This is a genomic window from Enterobacter sp. IF2SW-B1, assembly GCF_001743375.1.
GTDB lineage: Bacteria > Pseudomonadota > Gammaproteobacteria > Enterobacterales > Enterobacteriaceae > Enterobacter > Enterobacter bugandensis.
The window spans coordinates 79658-97312 of the sequence record NZ_MJAA01000012.1 but is presented as its reverse complement, the minus strand read 5'-3'; the positions used below and the strand labels follow the sequence as shown (position 1 = coordinate 97312).

Genomic DNA, 17655 nt, shown 5'->3' with positions numbered 1-17655 from the left:
TTCGGGGGTTTTGTTTTTTTAGCGCCCGCTCTGGCGAATTTCTCCCCCCTGGCAAACACTTACTGATGCGCTAAGCAGGCGATTTTCTCAGGGGGTCAGGGTGAAAAATAACGAACTGAACGACCGGCGTTTACAGGCGACGCCGCGCGGCATCGGCGTGATGTGTAACTTCTATGCTGATAAAGCCGAAAACGCCACGGTGTGGGACGTGGAAGGCAATGAGTACATCGATTTCGCCGCCGGGATCGCGGTGCTGAATACTGGCCATCGCCATCCCAAAGTTATCTCCGCTATCGAAAAACAACTCCACGCTTTTACCCACACGGCCTACCAGATTGTGCCGTATGAGGGCTATGTGGCGCTTGCCGAGCGCATCAACCAGCGCGTGCCGATTGACGGCCCGGCCAAAACCGCCTTCTTCTCGACGGGTGCTGAAGCGGTCGAAAACGCGGTCAAAATTGCCCGCGCGTATACCAGACGCCCCGGCCTTATCACCTTCGGCGGCGCGTTCCACGGGCGCACCTTTATGACCATGGCGCTGACCGGTAAGGTCGCGCCGTACAAGCTGGGTTTCGGCCCGTTCCCCGGTTCGGTATACCACGCTCAATTCCCTGACGATCTGCACGGCATCAGCACGGCGGAAGCATTAAAAAGCCTGGAGCGCATCTTTAAGGCCGATATCGCCCCAGACCAGGTGGCGGCCATTATTCTCGAACCGGTTCAGGGGGAGGGCGGGTTCAACATTGCGCCCGCTGATTTTATGCAGGCGCTGCGCGCCCTGTGCGATACCCACGGGATTTTGCTGATTGCCGACGAGGTGCAAAGCGGCTTCGCCCGCACCGGCAAGCTGTTCTCGATGGAACACCACTGCGTGAAGCCGGACCTGATCACCATGGCAAAAAGCCTCGCGGGCGGGATGCCGCTCTCAGCAGTATCGGGCCGCGCCGAGGTGATGGACGCGCCTGCACCTGGCGGTCTGGGCGGTACCTACGCAGGTAACCCGCTGGCGATTGCCGCGGCCCACGCGGTGCTGGACGTGATTGATGAGGAAGATCTCTGCACGCGCTCGGCGCACCTCGGCCATCATCTGGTAGAAGTGCTCAACAAAGCGAAGGAAAACTGCCCGTTCATCGCCGACATCCGTGCCCAGGGCTCGATGGTCGCGGTGGAGTTTAACGATCCGCAATCCGGACAACCGTCGCCGGAATTTACCCGTCAGGTGCAGGAGCGCGCGTTGAACGAAGGGCTGCTGCTCCTGAGCTGCGGCGTTTACGGCAACGTGATCCGCTTCCTTTATCCGCTTACCATCCCCGAAGCGCAGTTCCGTAAAGCGCTGGACATTATCTCCGCGTCGCTGACACGTTAAAGCCACCAGCCCGGCGGTAAATCCTGTCGGGCTTATCATATATTCATTTCAAATTAGCTATTCCAAAATCATAAAAATGGGGTATGTTTTAGCAGAGTATGCTGAAAAAGCGCGAACAGCACACCAATAACTGAAATAAAGCGCTGCACAACAACATCACAACAATCGTAATAACCATAATAATGGGGAATCTCAGGATGAACATGAAGGGTAAAGCGTTACTGGCAGGATGTATCGCGTTGGCATTCAGCACCATGGCGCAGGCAGATATTAAAGTGGCCGTGGTGGGCGCAATGTCCGGTCCGGTAGCACAGTACGGCGACCAGGAATTTACGGGCGCAGAACAGGCGGTTGCAGACATTAATGCTAAGGGTGGCATCAAGGGCGAAAAACTGCAGATCGTAAAATACGACGATGCCTGTGACCCGAAGCAAGCGGTCGCGGTGGCGAACAAAGTGGTCAACGACGGCATCAAATACGTTATCGGTCACCTGTGCTCCTCTTCTACTCAGCCCGCGTCTGACATCTACGAAGACGAAGGTATTCTGATGATCACCCCGGCTGCGACCGCACCGGAGCTGACCGCGCGCGGTTACAAGCTGACTCTGCGTACCACCGGCCTGGACTCCGATCAGGGCCCAACGGCGGCTAAGTACATTCTGGAAAAAGTGAAGCCGCAGCGTATCGCGATTGTTCACGACAAACAGCAGTATGGTGAAGGTCTGGCCCGTGCGGTGCAGGACGGTCTGAAAAAAGGCAATGCCAACGTGGTCTTCTTTGACGGGATCACCGCCGGCGAGAAAGACTTCTCCACCCTGGTGGCGCGTCTGAAGAAAGAGAATATCGATTTCGTTTACTACGGCGGCTACCACCCGGAAATGGGCCAGATCCTGCGCCAGGCGCGCGCGGCGGGTCTGAAAACCCAGTTCATGGGCCCGGAAGGCGTGGCGAACGTTTCCCTGTCTAACATCGCGGGTGAATCTGCCGAAGGTCTGCTGGTGACCAAGCCGAAGAACTACGACCAGGTGCCAGCGAACAAACCTATCGTAGATGCCATCAAGGCGAAGAAGCAGGATCCAAGCGGCGCGTTCGTCTGGACAACCTACGCAGCGCTGCAGTCTTTGCAGGCGGGTCTGAATCAGTCAGCCGATCCGGCTGAGATTGCCACCTGGCTGAAAGCCAACACGGTGGAAACCGTGATGGGGCCGCTCTCCTGGGACGCAAAGGGCGATCTGAAGGGCTTTGAGTTCGGCGTGTTTGACTGGCATGCGAACGGAACGGCAACTGACGCCAAATAATGCCTGGGAAAATGCGGTAGAAATTGTAGGCCGGGTAAGGCGCAGCCGCCACCCGGCTTTCTTTTAGCGCTTCTCCCACCCGCTCTCCTGCGCCGTAAACCCTAACGCCTGCATAAACGCTGCCATCACGCCGCGGTCTTCCACGCCCACGTCGGCCATCCACCATGAGTTTACGTTCGGGTTTTCGCGGATCACTTCTTCAATTAAATACTGTCCCACACCGCGACGACGGGTCACGTCACGCACGCGCAGCGAGTCCAGCGCTCCCTCCGTGCCGCTCAGGGTCACGCGAACCGCGGCCAGCAGGCGCTCGTTGAAGCGCGCGGCATAAATGCGATGGTTCTCGTCGACATGCAGCGACGAAGGGGAATATTCCGGCCAGATCTTGCCCAGGTCGATATGATCCTGGTCGCTAAAGGTCACCAGACGCACGATAGTCAGTTTCATTAGCAGCTTGTCCAAATCAAATTGAGTAGAGGCAGTGTACTCAATTTATTCACTCAGCGGCTTCCTCTTTTTATTCTCATTAACCAGGTGATTAGTTTTTTAGCAATGCAATGGGCAGTGTGAAAACACATGGATCGAAAAATAAGCAGAATTTTAACCTGAATGGCAGTGATTTATTCGGCGCTTTGTACCGTTATTTTATGCTACAAACTGCACTTTTATTTGTTTATCTCTGCCTGATTTCAGAATATTATCTTTCCTTAATCGCCTGAAAAATAGAGATTTTAGTCTGGTTTTTGACAAAAAACTGCGCTAAACCATTAAAGGCACTGGTAAAAATAGCGTTGTTCATTAAAAGTACAGAATGCTTTTTAACCATAATAAAACAAAATATAAACACGACATCACGAATGGGGATTCTGAGATGAAAAGGAACGCGAAGACATTTATCGCGGGAATGGTTGCACTGGCGATCTCGCATGCGGCCATGGCGGAAGAGATTAAAGTTGCGGTAGTCGGTGCGATGTCCGGCCCTGTTGCCCAGTGGGGTGACATGGAGTTTAACGGCGCGCGTCAGGCCATCAAAGACATCAACGCCAAAGGCGGCATCAAGGGCGACAAGCTGGTAGGCGTGGAGTATGACGACGCCTGCGATCCGAAACAGGCCGTTGCGGTCGCCAACAAAATCGTCAACGACGGGATTCAGTACGTCATCGGCCACCTGTGCTCATCCTCCACCCAGCCCGCGTCCGATATCTACGAAGACGAAGGTATTCTGATGATCACTCCGGGCGCCACCAACCCTGAGCTGACGCAGCGCGGCTACCAGCACATCATGCGTACCGCCGGGCTGGACTCCTCCCAGGGGCCAACCGCGGCCAAATACATCCTCGAGACCGTTAAGCCACAGCGTATCGCCATCATTCATGACAAGCAGCAGTACGGCGAAGGCCTGGCGCGCTCCGTGCAGGACGGCCTGAAAAAAGGCGGCGCGAACATCGTCTTCTTCGACGGCATTACCGCAGGCGAAAAAGACTTCTCCGCGCTGATCGCCCGTCTGCAAAAAGAGAACATCGACTTCGTCTACTACGGCGGCTACTACCCGGAAATGGGCCAGATGCTGCGCCAGGCGCGCGCCACCGGTCTGAAAACCCAGTTTATGGGGCCAGAGGGCGTGGGCAACGCCTCCCTGTCAAACATCGCAGGGGATTCTGCCGAAGGCATGCTGGTGACGATGCCAAAACGCTATGACCAGGATCCGGCCAACAAGGCTATCGTGGATGCGCTCAAGGCGCAGAAGAAAGATCCGAGTGGTCCATACGTCTGGATCACCTACGCGGCTGTGCAGTCTCTGGCAACCGCACTGGAGCGTACCGGCAGCAAAGAGCCGCTGGATCTGGTGAAAGATTTAAAAGCACACGGGGCGAACACCGTGATTGGGCCGCTGAACTGGGATGAGAAAGGCGATCTGAAGGGATTTGAGTTTGGTGTCTTTAAGTGGCACGCCGACGGTTCGTCCTCGGTCGCCAAATAATTATCCCACCGCCCGGTTCACCGGGCGGGTATAAAAAGGTTTGCATATGTCCGAGCAGTTTCTCTACTTTTTGCAGCAGATGTTTAACGGCGTCACGCTGGGAAGCACCTACGCGCTGATCGCCATCGGCTATACGATGGTTTACGGCATTATCGGCATGATCAACTTCGCCCACGGCGAGGTGTACATGATCGGTAGCTACGTCTCCTTTATGATTATCGCCGCGCTGATGATGATGGGCATCGACAGCAGCTGGCTGCTGGTCGCCGCCGGGTTTGTTGGCGCGATCGTGATCGCCAGCGCCTACGGCTGGAGCATCGAACGCGTGGCCTACCGGCCGGTGCGCAGCTCCAAGCGTCTTATTGCGCTGATTTCCGCGATTGGGATGTCGATCTTCCTGCAAAACTACGTCAGCCTGACCGAAGGTTCGCGCGACGTGGCGCTGCCTAGCCTGTTTAACGGCCAGTGGATTGTGGGGGCCAGCGAAAACTTCTCTGCCTCTATTACCACGATGCAGCTGGTGATCTGGGTCGTGACCTTTGTCGCCATGCTCGCCCTGACCCTGTTCATCCGCTACTCCCGCATGGGACGCGCCTGCCGCGCGTGTGCGGAAGACCTGAAGATGGCGAGCCTGCTCGGCATCAACACCGACCGCGTAATCGCCCTGACCTTCGTGATTGGCGCGGCGATGGCGGCGGTGGCTGGCGTGCTGCTCGGCCAGTTCTACGGCGTAATTAACCCGTACATCGGCTTTATGGCCGGGATGAAAGCCTTCACCGCGGCGGTACTGGGCGGCATCGGCAGCATTCCGGGCGCGATGATTGGCGGCCTGATCCTGGGCGTGGCGGAAGCGCTCTCCTCGGCGTACCTGAGCACCGAATATAAAGACGTGGTGTCGTTTGCCCTGCTGATTCTGGTTCTGCTGGTGATGCCTACCGGTATTCTGGGCCGTCCGGAGGTAGAGAAAGTATGAAACCGATGCATTTTGCAATGGCGCTGCTCTCTGCCGCCATGTTCTTCGTGCTGGCCAGCGTCTTTATGGGCGTCCAGCTTGAGCTGAATGGCACCAAACTCGTTGTCGATACTGCAGCTGATATTCGCTGGCAGTGGGTCTTTATCGGCACCGCCGTGGTGTTCCTGTTCCAGCTGCTGCGCCCGCTGTTCCAGAAAACGCTGAAAAATGTCTCCGGACCGAAATTCGTCCTGCCGGCGATCGACGGTACAACGGTCAAACAGAAGCTGTTCCTCGTGGCGCTGCTGGTGGCTGCCGTGGCGTGGCCGTTTATGGTGTCGCGCGGCACGGTGGACATCGCCACCCTGACCATGATTTATGTGATCCTCGGCCTCGGTCTGAACGTGGTGGTGGGGCTGTCCGGTCTGCTGGTGCTGGGCTACGGCGGTTTCTACGCTATCGGCGCGTATACCTTCGCGCTGCTGAACCACTATTACGGCCTGGGCTTCTGGACCTGCCTGCCGCTGGCGGGGCTGGTCTCTGCCGCCGCAGGCTTCCTGCTCGGCTTCCCGGTGCTGCGCCTGCGCGGTGACTACCTGGCGATTGTGACCTTAGGCTTCGGTGAAATCGTCCGTATCCTGCTGCTCAACAACACCGAAGTGACCGGCGGCCCGAACGGCATCAGCCAGATCCCAAAACCGACCTTCTTTGGCCTGGAGTTCAGCCGTACCGCCCGCGAAGGCGGCTGGGATACCTTCAGCAATTTCTTTGGCATCAAATATGACCCGTCCGACCGCGTGATCTGGCTCTACCTGGTGGCGCTGCTGCTGGTGGTCATCACCCTGTTTGTGATCAACCGCCTGCTGCGCATGCCGCTGGGCCGAGCGTGGGAAGCGCTGCGCGAAGATGAGATCGCCTGCCGCTCTCTGGGCCTGAACCCGACCCGCATCAAGCTGACCGCGTTCACCATCAGCGCCGCGTTTGCCGGTTTCGCCGGCACGCTGTTCGCCGCGCGCCAGGGCTTCGTCAGCCCCGAGTCGTTCACCTTTGCCGAATCGGCCTTTGTGCTGGCGATTGTGGTACTCGGCGGGATGGGCTCGCAGTTCGCCGTTATCCTCGCGGCCATCCTGCTGGTGGTCTCTCGCGAGCTGATGCGCGACTTTAACGAATACAGCATGCTGATGCTGGGTGGTTTGATGGTGCTGATGATGATCTGGCGTCCGCAGGGTCTGCTGCCGATGACGCGTCCACAGCTGAAGCTTAAGAATGTGGAAGCGAAAGGAGAGCAGGCATGAGTCAGCCATTATTATCCGTAAACGGTCTGATGATGCGTTTTGGCGGCCTGCTGGCGGTCAACAACGTGAACCTTGACCTGCATAAAAAAGAGATCGTCTCCCTGATTGGCCCGAACGGCGCGGGGAAAACCACGGTCTTTAACTGTCTGACCGGCTTCTACAAGCCGACGGGCGGCACCATCATGCTGCGCGACCAGCACCTGGAAGGGCTGCCGGGCCAGCAGATTGCCCGCATGGGCGTGGTGCGTACCTTCCAGCACGTGCGTTTGTTCCGCGAGATGACGGTGATTGAGAACCTGCTGGTGGCGCAGCATCAGCAGCTGAAAACCGGCCTGTTCTCCGGCCTGCTGAAAACCCCGGCCTTCCGCCGCGCGCAGGAGGAGGCGCTCGATCGTGCCGCCACCTGGCTTGACCGTATCGGCCTGCTCCAGCACGCCAACCGTCAGGCGAGCAACCTGGCCTATGGCGACCAGCGTCGACTGGAGATTGTGCGCTGCATGGTGACCCAGCCGGAGATCCTGATGCTCGACGAACCGGCGGCGGGCCTCAACCCGAAAGAGACCAAAGAGCTGGACGAGCTGATTGCCGAGCTGCGCGATCATCACGACACCACCATCCTGCTGATTGAGCACGACATGAAGCTGGTGATGGGTATTTCGGACCGTATCTACGTGGTAAACCAGGGCACGCCGCTGGCAAACGGCACGCCGGAAGAGATCCGCAACAACCCGGACGTGATCCGCGCATACCTTGGTGAGGCATAAGATGGAAAAAGCGATGTTAACGTTCGACAAGGTCAATGCGCACTACGGCAAGATCCAGGCGCTGCACGACGTCAGCCTGCACATCAATCAGGGTGAAATCGTCACCCTGATTGGTGCCAACGGCGCGGGCAAAACCACGCTGCTCGGCACCCTGTGCGGCGACCCGCGCGCCACCAGCGGGCGGATTGTGTTCGATGGTAAAGACATTACCGACTGGCAGACCGCCAGAATCATGCGTGAGGCGGTGGCGATTGTCCCGGAAGGGCGCCGCGTCTTCTCGCGTATGACGGTGGAAGAGAACCTGGCGATGGGCGGGTTCTTCGCTCACCGCGATGAATACCAGACCCGCATCAAGTGGGTGTACGAACTCTTCCCGCGTCTGTGGGAGCGCCGCATCCAGCGTGCGGGCACCATGTCCGGCGGTGAACAGCAGATGCTGGCGATTGGCCGCGCGCTGATGAGTCAGCCGCGTCTGCTGCTTCTGGATGAACCGTCGCTCGGTCTGGCACCGATCATCATCCAGCAGATCTTCGACACCATCGAGCAGCTGCGCAAAGAGGGGATGACCATCTTCCTCGTCGAGCAGAACGCCAACCAGGCGCTGAAGCTCGCTGACCGTGGCTACGTGCTGGAGAACGGCCGCGTGGTGCTAGAAGACACCGGCGACGCGCTGCTGGCGAACGAAGCGGTGCGGAGCGCGTATTTAGGCGGGTAGATAAAAGCAAAAAGGCAACGCAAGTTGCCTTTTTTAGTGTTTTCTCCCTCTCCCTGTGGGAGAGGGCCGGGGTGAGGGCACCAGACCGCACCCAATGAAGCACCTAATTCCCTTCACACAACCATCATCCCCCTGACCCTTTACTGTCACTTATCTGTAAACAAACAGTTATTTTTCTGTCATTCGAGCATGTCATGTTACCTCGCGAGCATAAAACGCGTGATATCGCGCATCCGGCACAATAAGAGAGATGACAATGACATCGTTACGACACACAGCTTTGGGTCTGGCACTGGGTCTGGCTTTTGCGACGAACGCAATGGCTGTGACCACCATTCCGTTCTGGCATTCCATGGAAGGGGAGTTGGGTAAAGAGGTTGACTCCCTGGCGCAGCGTTTCAACGACACCCACCCGGATTACAAAATTGTGCCGGTGTACAAAGGTAACTACGAGCAGAGCCTGAGCGCGGGCATCGCCGCCTTCCGTACCGGCAACGCGCCTGCGCTGTTACAGGTGTATGAAGTGGGCACCGCCACCATGATGGCCTCGAAAGCTATCAAGCCGGTGTATGAAGTGTTCAAAGAGGCGGGTATCAACTTCGATGAATCCCAGTTCGTGCCGACCGTAGCGGGTTACTACACCGATTCCAAAACCGGTCACCTGCTGTCCCAGCCGTTTAACAGCTCCACGCCAGTGCTGTACTACAACAAAGACGCCTTCAAAAAAGCCGGTTTAGATCCGGAGCAGCCGCCAAAAACCTGGCAGGACCTGGCCGAATACACCGCGAAGCTGAAAGCGGCGGGCATGAAGTGCGGCTACGCCAGCGGCTGGCAGGGCTGGATCCAGATTGAGAACTTCAGCGCCTGGCACGGCCTGCCGGTTGCCACCAAAAACAACGGCTTCGATGGCACCGATGCGGTACTCGAGTTCAACAAACCGGAGCAGGTGAAGCACATTGCGCTGCTTGCCGATCTGAACAAGAAGGGCGACTTCAGCTACTTCGGGCGGAAAGACGAATCCACCGAGAAGTTCTACAACGGCGACTGCGCCATTACCACCGCCTCGTCCGGCTCGCTGGCGGATATCCGCCACTACGCCAAATTCAACTACGGCGTGGGCATGATGCCGTACGACGCCGACGTAAAAGGCGCGCCGCAGAACGCCATCATCGGCGGGGCGAGCCTGTGGGTGATGCAGGGTAAAGATAAGGGCACCTACAAAGGCGTCGCCGAGTTCCTGGATTTCCTGGCGAAGCCGGAAAATGCCGCCGAGTGGCACCAGAAGACCGGCTACCTGCCGATCACCAAAGCCGCGTACGATCTGACCCGCGAGCAGGGCTTCTACAGCAAAAACCCGGGCGCGGACATCGCGACGCGTCAGATGCTGAACAAGCCGCCGTTGCCGTTCACTAAAGGCCTGCGTCTGGGCAACATGCCGCAGATCCGCACCATCGTGGATGAAGAGCTTGAAAGCGTGTGGACCGGGAAGAAAACGCCACAGCAGGCGCTGGATTCCGCAGTAGAGCGCGGGAATCAGCTGCTGCGCCGCTTTGAGCAGTCGACCAAATCGTAATCTGTGATTCGCCCGGTGGCGCTGCGCTTACCGGGCCTACGACGTGCCCCATCCAGGCCGGGTAAGGCGCAGCCGCCACCCGGCATTGTTCAGGAACCCAATCTCCATGTCCTCATCCCGTCCGGTGTTTCGCTCCCGCTGGCTGCCGTACCTGTTGGTCGCGCCTCAGCTGGTCATCACCGTTATCTTCTTTATCTGGCCTGCGGGCGAAGCGCTGTGGTACTCGGTACAAAGCGTCGATCCGTTCGGGCTCTCCAGCCAGTTCGTCGGGCTGGACAACTTTACCGCGCTATTCCATGACAGCTACTACCTGGACTCCTTCTGGACGACGATGAAGTTCAGCGCGCTGGTGACCGTGAGCGGCCTTGTTGCCTCGCTGTTTTTCGCCGCGCTGGTGGATTACGTGGTGCGCGGCAGCCGCCTGTATCAGACCCTGATGCTGCTGCCTTACGCCGTGGCCCCCGCCGTCGCCGCCGTGCTGTGGATCTTCCTGTTTAACCCCGGACGCGGGCTGATTACTCACTTCCTGGCAGAGTTCGGCTACGACTGGAACCACGCCCAGAACAGCGGTCAGGCGATGTTCCTGGTGGTGTTCGCCTCGGTGTGGAAGCAGATCAGCTATAACTTCCTGTTCTTCTTTGCCGCGCTGCAGTCCATCCCGCGTTCACTGGTGGAGGCCGCCGCGATTGACGGCGCAGGGCCGATTCGGCGTTTCTTCAGGCTTTCCCTGCCGCTGATTGCCCCGGTGAGCTTCTTCCTGCTGGTGGTTAACCTCGTGTACGCCTTCTTCGACACCTTCCCGGTGATCGACGCCGCCACCGCGGGCGGCCCGGTCCAGGCGACCACCACGCTGATTTACAAAATCTACCGCGAAGGTTTTGCGGGGCTGGATCTCTCTGCTTCTGCCGCCCAGTCCGTCGTGCTGATGTTCCTCGTCATCATCCTCACGGTGGTGCAGTTCCGCTATGTTGAAAGTAAGGTGCGCTACCAATGATTGAGAACCGTCGCGGGCTGACAATTTTCAGCCATACCATGCTGATTTTAGGGATTATCGTCATCCTGTTCCCGCTGTACGTGGCCTTTGTCGCCGCCACGCTGGACACCAAAGCAGTGTTCGATACGCCGATGACGCTGATCCCGGGCGGGCATCTTTTCGAGAACATGAAAACCATCTGGACCCAGGGCGTGGGTGCCAATAGCGCGCCGTTCTGGCTGATGATGCTCAACAGCTTCATTATGGCGTTCGGCATTACGGTGGGCAAAATTACGGTGTCGATGCTGTCGGCCTTCGCCATCGTCTGGTTTCGCTTTCCGCTGCGTAACCTCTTCTTCTGGATGATTTTCATCACCCTGATGCTGCCGGTGGAGGTGCGTATCTTCCCGACGGTGGAGGTGATTGCCAACCTGAAGATGCTGGACAGCTACGCGGGCTTAACCCTGCCGCTGATGGCATCGGCGACCGCCACCTTTCTGTTCCGCCAGTTCTTTATGACCCTGCCGGACGAACTGATTGAGGCCGCGCGCATCGACGGCGCCTCCCCGATGCGCTTCTTCCGCGACATCGTGCTGCCGCTGTCGAAAACCAACCTTGCGGCGCTGTTTGTGATCACCTTTATCTACGGCTGGAACCAGTACCTGTGGCCACTGCTGATTATTCAGGACGTCAACCTCGGCACCGCCGTGGCGGGCATCAAAGGCATGATTGCCATCGGTGAAGGCACCACCCTCTGGAACCAGGTGATGGCGGCGATGCTGCTGACCCTTATCCCACCCGTAGTCATTGTTTTAGCCATGCAGCGCGCGTTTGTCCGCGGCCTGGTCGATAGCGAGAAATAAGATGGCAGGTTTAAAACTTCAGGCAGTAACCAAAAGCTGGGACGGCAAAACCCAGGTGATCCAGCCGCTCACGCTCGACGTAGCGGACGGGGAGTTTATCGTGATGGTCGGCCCGTCCGGCTGTGGCAAATCCACGCTGCTGCGCATGGTGGCGGGGCTGGAGCGCGTGACCTCGGGGGACATCTGGATTGACCGCCAGCGCGTCACCGAGATGGAGCCGAAAGACAGGGGCATCGCGATGGTGTTCCAGAACTACGCACTCTATCCGCACATGAGCGTGGAAGAGAACATGGCCTGGGGGCTGAAAATCCGCGGCATGGGCAAAGGCCATATCGACGAGCGCGTGAAAGAAGCCGCCCGCATTCTTGAGCTGGACGGCCTGCTGAAGCGCCGTCCGCGCGAGCTCTCCGGCGGCCAGCGCCAGCGCGTGGCAATGGGGCGCGCCATCGTGCGTGACCCGGCGGTATTTCTGTTCGACGAGCCGCTGTCTAACCTCGACGCCAAGCTGCGCGTACAGATGCGCCTTGAGCTGCAGCAGCTGCACCGTCGTCTGAAAACAACGTCTCTGTACGTGACCCACGATCAGGTCGAAGCCATGACTCTCGCCCAGCGCGTAATGGTGATGAACAAAGGCGTTGCCGAGCAGATTGGCACCCCGGTGGAAGTGTACGAAAAACCTGCCACCCGCTTTGTGGCGAGCTTTATCGGCAGCCCGGCGATGAACCTGCTGGAAGGGCGCATCAGCAGCGCGGGCACCCACTTTGAACTGGAAAGCGGGATGGCGCTGCCGATCAACTGGTACTATCGTGGCTACGCCGGGCGTAAGATGACGCTCGGTATCCGCCCCGAGCATATTGGTTTAACCTCACAGGCGGACGGCGGCGTGCCGCTGGTGATGGACACGCTGGAGATGTTGGGTGCAGATAACCTGGCGCATGGGCGCTGGGGCGAGCAAAAAATGGTGGTGCGCCTGGCGCATCAGGAGCGCCCGAAAGCGGGCAGCACGCTGTGGCTCCACCTGCCGGAAAACCATCTGCACCTTTTTGACGGTGAAACAGGACAACGAGTATGAGCAACTGGCCTTATCCCCACGTCGTCGCCCACCGTGGCGGCGGTAAGCTGGCCCCGGAAAACACCCTGGCGGCGATCGATGTCGGCGCGCGCTACGGCCACACGATGATCGAGTTCGACGCCAAGCTGTCGAAGGACGGCGAAATTTTCCTGCTGCATGACGACAATCTTGAACGCACCAGCAACGGCTGGGGCGTGGCGGGTGAACTGCCGTGGCGCGATCTGCTGAAGGTGGACGCCGGAAGCTGGTACAGCGGCGAGTTCAAAGGCGAACCTCTGCCCCTGCTGGCGGAAGTGGCCGATCGCTGTCGCCAGCACGGCATGATGGCGAACATCGAAATCAAACCGACCACCGGCACCGGGCCGCTGACGGGCAAAGTGATTGCCCTTGCCGCGCGCGAGCTGTGGGAAGGCATGACCGCGCCGCTGCTGTCGTCGTTTGACATCGACGCGCTGGAGGCCGCACAGGCAGCTGTACCTGAGCTGCCGCGCGGGCTGCTGCTGGACGAGTGGCGTGAGGACTGGCGTGAACTGACGGGCCGCTTAGGCTGCGTCTCTATCCATCTGAACCACAAGCTGCTGGATGAGGCGCGGGTGAAAATGCTGAAAGACGCGGGTCTGCATATTCTGGTCTACACCGTTAACAAACCCCAGCGCGCAGCCGAGCTGCTGCGCTGGGGCGTGGACAGTATCTGTACCGATGCGATTGACCAGATCGGCCCGAAATTTATTTATTGAGCATACTGCCGTTCTGCTGGGTCGGCAGCATATGCTGCTGACCGCTGCTTTGCGACATCCCGCCCCCTAACATCCCGCCGTTTTTATTTGGCAGCGGCTGCTCGCGCACCTGTCCCTGCTGCACGCGCTGGGTGTTGGCGTTCATCTGGTTTTGCAGGCTCTGCTGCTGCATCTGGGTCTGCGTTCTCAGCTGCTGATTGAGCATCCCTTTCTGCTGCTGTTGCTGGCTCATCATCTCGGTCTGCATGCGCTGCTGGCTCGGGATAACGTAACCCTGCTGGTTCGGGTTATTCATGGTGTTGAGTGGCTGTGCGAGCGCGGCAAACGGGATCAGCGCCGCAATAATCATCAAGCGTTTCATTGTCATTTCCTCCTCTTGAGGCCTCTCTTAAGTTTACCCTGATTTCACCATGACGATGATTTTTTAGGAGTTGTGAACCAGGCTTAAGCGGGGAATATGGATCCCTTCACCTGGAGAACAATAATGATGAAACCAACCTTCTTGCGCTGGGTCGCCATCGCCGCGCTGATGGCAGGCGGCACATTTACCGTGGCGGCCAACCCGCCCGCCGCTCCTCCCGTCTCTTACGGCGTGGAGGAGGATGTTTTTCACCCCGTGCGGGCCACGCACGGCATGGTGGCCTCGGTTGACGCGCTGGCGACCCAAGTGGGCGTCGATATTCTTAAGCAGGGCGGTAACGCGGTGGATGCGGCGGTCGCGGTCGGCTATGCGCTGGCGGTAACGCATCCGCAGGCGGGGAATCTGGGCGGCGGCGGTTTTATGATGCTGCGCACCAAAGACGGCAAAACCACGGCCATCGACTTCCGCGAAATGGCGCCTTCTCAGGCGTCCCGCGATATGTTCCTCGACGACCAGGGCAACCCGGACAGTAAAAAATCTCTGACCTCGCACCTCGCCTCCGGCACGCCGGGCACCGTTGCGGGCTTCTCGCTGGCGCTGGAAAAATACGGCACGATGCCGCTGAACAAGGTGGTGCAGCCTGCCATCAGGCTGGCGCGGGAGGGATTTGTGGTCAATGACGCCCTGGCGGACGACCTCAAGACCTACGGCAGTGAAGTCATTCCCAATCACGAAAACAGCAAGGCGATCTTCTGGAAGGACGGTGAGCCGCTGAAGAAGGGCGATAAGCTGGTGCAGAAGAACCTCGCCAAAAGCCTGGAGCTGATTGCGGAGCACGGCCCGGACGCGTTCTACAAAGGGGCGATTGCCGACCAGATTGCGGAAGAGATGCAGAAGAACGGCGGGCTTATCACCAAAGCGGACCTGGCGGAATACAGGGCGGTGGAGCGCGAGCCGATTAGCGGCACCTATCGCGGCTACGAGGTCTTCTCCATGCCGCCGCCGTCCTCCGGGGGCATTCACATCGTGCAGATCCTCAATATTCTTGAAAACTTTGATATGCACAAGTTCGGCTTCGGCAGCGCAGATGCCATGCAGGTGATGGCGGAGGCGGAAAAACGCGCCTATGCCGACCGCTCGGAATACCTCGGCGATCCGGACTTCGTGAAGGTGCCGTGGCAGGCGCTGACCAACAAGGCGTATGCCAAATCCATTGCCGATCAGATCGACATCAACAAGGCTAAGCCGTCGAGCGAGATCCGCCCCGGCAAGCTGGCGCCGTATGAAAGCAACCAGACGACGCACTTCTCGGTGGTGGATAAAGACGGTAACGCGGTGGCGGTAACCTATACGCTCAACACCACCTTTGGTACCGGGATTGTGGCGGGCAACAGCGGTATTCTGCTGAACAACGAGATGGATGACTTCTCCGCCAAGCCGGGCGTGCCAAACGTCTACGGGCTGGTCGGCGGCGATGCGAATGCGGTGGGGCCGAAGAAGCGTCCGCTGTCGTCCATGTCGCCAACCATCGTGGTGAAAGACGGGAAAACCTGGCTGGTGACCGGCAGCCCTGGCGGGAGCCGCATCATAACTACCGTGCTACAAATGGTGGTGAACAGCATCGACTTTGGCATGAACGTCGCCGAGGCGACCAATGCGCCGCGTTTCCATCATCAGTGGCTGCCGGATGAACTGCGCGTGGAGAAGGGCTTTAGCCCGGACACCATCAAGCTTCTGGAGCAGCGCGGACAGAAGGTTGCGGTGAAAGAGGCGATGGGCAGCACCCAGAGCATTATGGTGGGGCCAGACGGCGCGCTGTTTGGCGCGTCGGATCCGCGTTCGGTGGATGATTTGACGGCGGGGTATTGATTATTCCCCTCACTCTAACCCTCTCCCCATAGGGGAGAGGGGAGTGTGTCACTTCATTCTCGCCATGAAGTACGCGTCCACATATTCGCCGTTGCGCAGGGCGTAGCGCTTGCCGGTGCCTTCAATTTCGAACCCGTGCTTTTTGTACACCGCGATTGCCGGTTCGTTATCAACAAATACCGTTAACTCAATGCGATCGACGCGCAGCCAGTTGTCGCACATATCAATCATGGTTCGCATCAGCGCGCTGGCAACGCCCCGATTTTGCCATTGCGCACCCACACAAATACCGAAATCGGCAACGTGGCTGCGACGCGGGCGTTGTGCGACGGCAATGCACAGGTGCCCGGCGACGGTCCCGTCGATACAAGCCACCAGCTGTTTAATGCCGGGCTGATCGGTTAGCCGGTCATGCCACATCTGCTCTGAGGGATGAGGAACTTGTAGCGTGTTGTGGTACACCTCCGGCTGGGCGTGGATCTGACGAATGGCATCGTAATCTCTCGGTTCAGCGTGGCGTATCACTATCTCACTCATTCCTTGTTCCTCAGTCGGTTAAAAGTCCCCTCCAACATCAATGACTTTAAAATTTGAGTCAACCGCTATTTTTTGCAAAAAGTATTGGACAAGTGCGAATGAGAATGATTATTATTGCTTTGCATTCAGGAGGACCCCTACGGGAACCTGAAAGCACGACATTGCTCACATTGCTTCCAGTATTACTTTAGCCAGCTTCTCGCTGGCTTTTTTTTTGTTATGGTTAAACTCAGTAACCTTCTAAAAGGACTGAGCCATGACACTACATTGCGCATTTATTGGATTTGGCAAAAGCACCACGCGTTACCACCTTCCGTATGTCCTCCACCGTAAAGACACCTGGCATGTGGCCCATATCTACCGCCGCCGCGCGAAGCCGGAAGAGCAATCCCCGCAGTACTCCCACATTCACTTCACCAGCGATCTCGATGAAGTATTGAATGACCCGCAGGTAAAGCTGGTGGTTGTCTGCACCCACGCCGACAGCCATTTTGACTATGCGAAACGCGCGCTCGAAGCGGGCAAGAACGTGCTGGTGGAAAAGCCGTTCACCCCGACCATTGCCGAAGCGAAAGCGCTGTTTACGCTGGCGAAAAGCAAAGGGCTAACCGTTACCCCGTATCAGAACCGTCGCTTTGACAGCTGTTTCCTGACGGCGAAAAAGGCGATTGAGAGCGGCAAGCTTGGCGACATTATGGAAATCGAAAGCCACTTCGATTACTACCGCCCGGTGGCGGAAACCCAGCCCGGCCTGCCGCAGGACGGCTCGTTCTATGGTCTGGGCGTACACACCATGGACCAGATCATCTCCCTGTTTGGCCGCCCGGACCACGTGGCTTACGACATCCGCAGCCTGCGCAATAAAGCCAACCCGGACGACACCTTCGAGGCCCAGCTGTTCTACGGCGACCTGAAAGCCATCGTCAAAACCAGTCATCTGGTGAAAATCGACTACCCGAAATTTATCGTTCACGGTACCAAAGGTTCGTTCATTAAGTACGGCATTGACCAGCAGGAGACCAGCCTGAAGGCCAACATCATGCCGGGCGAACCGGGCTTTGCGGCGGACGATTCCGTAGGCGTGCTGGAGTACGTGAACGATGAGGGCGTAACGGTCAAAGAAGAGCTGAAACCGGAAACCGGCGACTATGGCCGCGTCTACGATGCGCTGTATGAAACCCTTACCAGCGGCGCGCCGAATTACGTCAAGGAATCTGACGTTCTGACCAACCTTGAAATCCTTGAACGGGCCTTCGAACAGGCTTCTCCTGCCACGGTAACCCTCGCGAAATAAGCAAA

Annotated in this window: 17 protein-coding genes; 14 read left to right on the top strand and 3 right to left on the bottom strand. The window is 58.2% G+C overall.

The annotated features are described in order from the left end of the window. Positions 1-100 precede the first annotated feature (100 nt). Both A6013_RS20945 and livJ read left to right on the top strand, forming a co-directional pair. Complete coding sequence (locus A6013_RS20945) at positions 101-1366, top strand: 4-aminobutyrate--2-oxoglutarate transaminase (RefSeq protein WP_069733688.1); 1266 nt, start codon at positions 101-103, stop codon at positions 1364-1366. 197 nt (positions 1367-1563) lie between these two features. Next, positions 1564-2664: a branched chain amino acid ABC transporter substrate-binding protein LivJ gene (gene livJ, locus A6013_RS20940; RefSeq protein WP_072201786.1), complete on the top strand. Its 1101-nt coding sequence runs from the start codon at positions 1564-1566 to the stop codon at positions 2662-2664. A 63-nt stretch (positions 2665-2727) separates the two neighbouring features. Here the strand turns inward: livJ and panM are convergent, their stop codons facing one another. Further along, positions 2728-3111 (bottom strand): aspartate 1-decarboxylase autocleavage activator PanM, encoded by a 384-nt coding sequence (gene panM, locus A6013_RS20935; protein ID WP_045631384.1) that lies wholly within the window; start codon positions 3109-3111, stop codon positions 2728-2730. A gap of 424 nt (positions 3112-3535) precedes the next feature. On the opposite strand from panM, the gene livK reads away from it, so the two are divergent. From livK to ugpQ, 10 genes are all read left to right on the top strand, one after another. Further along, positions 3536-4645, top strand: coding sequence for a high-affinity branched-chain amino acid ABC transporter substrate-binding protein LivK (gene livK, locus A6013_RS20920; RefSeq protein WP_028015146.1), 1110 nt, complete (start codon positions 3536-3538; stop codon positions 4643-4645). Positions 4646-4691: 46 nt separating this feature from the next. Continuing rightward, complete coding sequence (livH, locus tag A6013_RS20915) at positions 4692-5618, top strand: high-affinity branched-chain amino acid ABC transporter permease LivH (protein ID WP_028015147.1); 927 nt, start codon at positions 4692-4694, stop codon at positions 5616-5618. Beyond that, complete coding sequence (locus A6013_RS20910; RefSeq protein WP_045631383.1) at positions 5615-6892, top strand: high-affinity branched-chain amino acid ABC transporter permease LivM; 1278 nt, start codon at positions 5615-5617, stop codon at positions 6890-6892. The genes livH and A6013_RS20910 overlap by 4 nt, the downstream gene beginning before the upstream one ends. Further along, positions 6889-7656 carry a high-affinity branched-chain amino acid ABC transporter ATP-binding protein LivG gene (gene livG / locus A6013_RS20905; protein ID WP_028015149.1) on the top strand — a complete coding sequence of 256 codons (768 nt, stop codon included), beginning with the start codon at positions 6889-6891 and terminating at the stop codon, positions 7654-7656. The genes A6013_RS20910 and livG overlap by 4 nt, the downstream gene beginning before the upstream one ends. 1 nt (position 7657) lies before the next feature. Continuing rightward, positions 7658-8371, top strand: coding sequence for a high-affinity branched-chain amino acid ABC transporter ATP-binding protein LivF (gene livF, locus A6013_RS20900; protein ID WP_008500102.1), 714 nt, complete (start codon positions 7658-7660; stop codon positions 8369-8371). Positions 8372-8627: 256 nt separating this feature from the next. Continuing rightward, a complete protein-coding gene (gene ugpB / locus A6013_RS20895) occupies positions 8628-9944 on the top strand; it encodes a sn-glycerol-3-phosphate ABC transporter substrate-binding protein UgpB (protein WP_023310025.1) in 1317 nt (438 codons plus the stop codon). 106 nt (positions 9945-10050) lie between these two features. After that, positions 10051-10938 (top strand): sn-glycerol-3-phosphate ABC transporter permease UgpA, encoded by an 888-nt coding sequence (gene ugpA, locus A6013_RS20890; protein ID WP_023618241.1) that lies wholly within the window; start codon positions 10051-10053, stop codon positions 10936-10938. Next, a complete protein-coding gene (ugpE, locus tag A6013_RS20885; protein WP_069733687.1) occupies positions 10935-11780 on the top strand; it encodes a sn-glycerol-3-phosphate ABC transporter permease UgpE in 846 nt (281 codons plus the stop codon). Before ugpA ends, ugpE begins: the two co-directional genes overlap by 4 nt. Before the next feature lies 1 nt (position 11781). After that, a complete protein-coding gene (locus tag A6013_RS20880) occupies positions 11782-12852 on the top strand; it encodes a sn-glycerol-3-phosphate import ATP-binding protein UgpC (protein ID WP_047362620.1) in 1071 nt (356 codons plus the stop codon). Then, positions 12849-13589 carry a glycerophosphodiester phosphodiesterase gene (gene ugpQ / locus A6013_RS20875; protein WP_069733686.1) on the top strand — a complete coding sequence of 247 codons (741 nt, stop codon included), beginning with the start codon at positions 12849-12851 and terminating at the stop codon, positions 13587-13589. Before A6013_RS20880 ends, ugpQ begins: the two co-directional genes overlap by 4 nt. Here the strand turns inward: ugpQ and A6013_RS20870 are convergent. Then, positions 13579-13950, bottom strand: coding sequence for a DUF2756 family protein (locus A6013_RS20870; RefSeq protein WP_045260950.1), 372 nt, complete (start codon positions 13948-13950; stop codon positions 13579-13581). The genes ugpQ and A6013_RS20870 overlap by 11 nt on opposite strands. A gap of 123 nt (positions 13951-14073) precedes the next feature. On the opposite strand from A6013_RS20870, the gene ggt reads away from it, so the two are divergent. Then, entirely contained in the window at positions 14074-15819 is a 1746-nt protein-coding gene (gene ggt / locus A6013_RS20865) for a gamma-glutamyltransferase (protein ID WP_074171895.1), read from the top strand. Between the two features lie 48 nt (positions 15820-15867). Here ggt and yhhY read toward each other — a convergent pair whose 3' ends face one another. Further along, positions 15868-16356, bottom strand: a complete 489-nt coding sequence (gene yhhY, locus A6013_RS20860) for an N-acetyltransferase (RefSeq protein ID WP_028015158.1) — start codon at positions 16354-16356, stop codon at positions 15868-15870. Between the two features lie 256 nt (positions 16357-16612). Here yhhY and A6013_RS20855 point away from each other — a divergent pair, with 256 nt between their 5' ends. Beyond that, positions 16613-17650 (top strand): oxidoreductase, encoded by a 1038-nt coding sequence (locus A6013_RS20855; protein ID WP_069733685.1) that lies wholly within the window; start codon positions 16613-16615, stop codon positions 17648-17650. Positions 17651-17655: the final 5 nt, after the last annotated feature.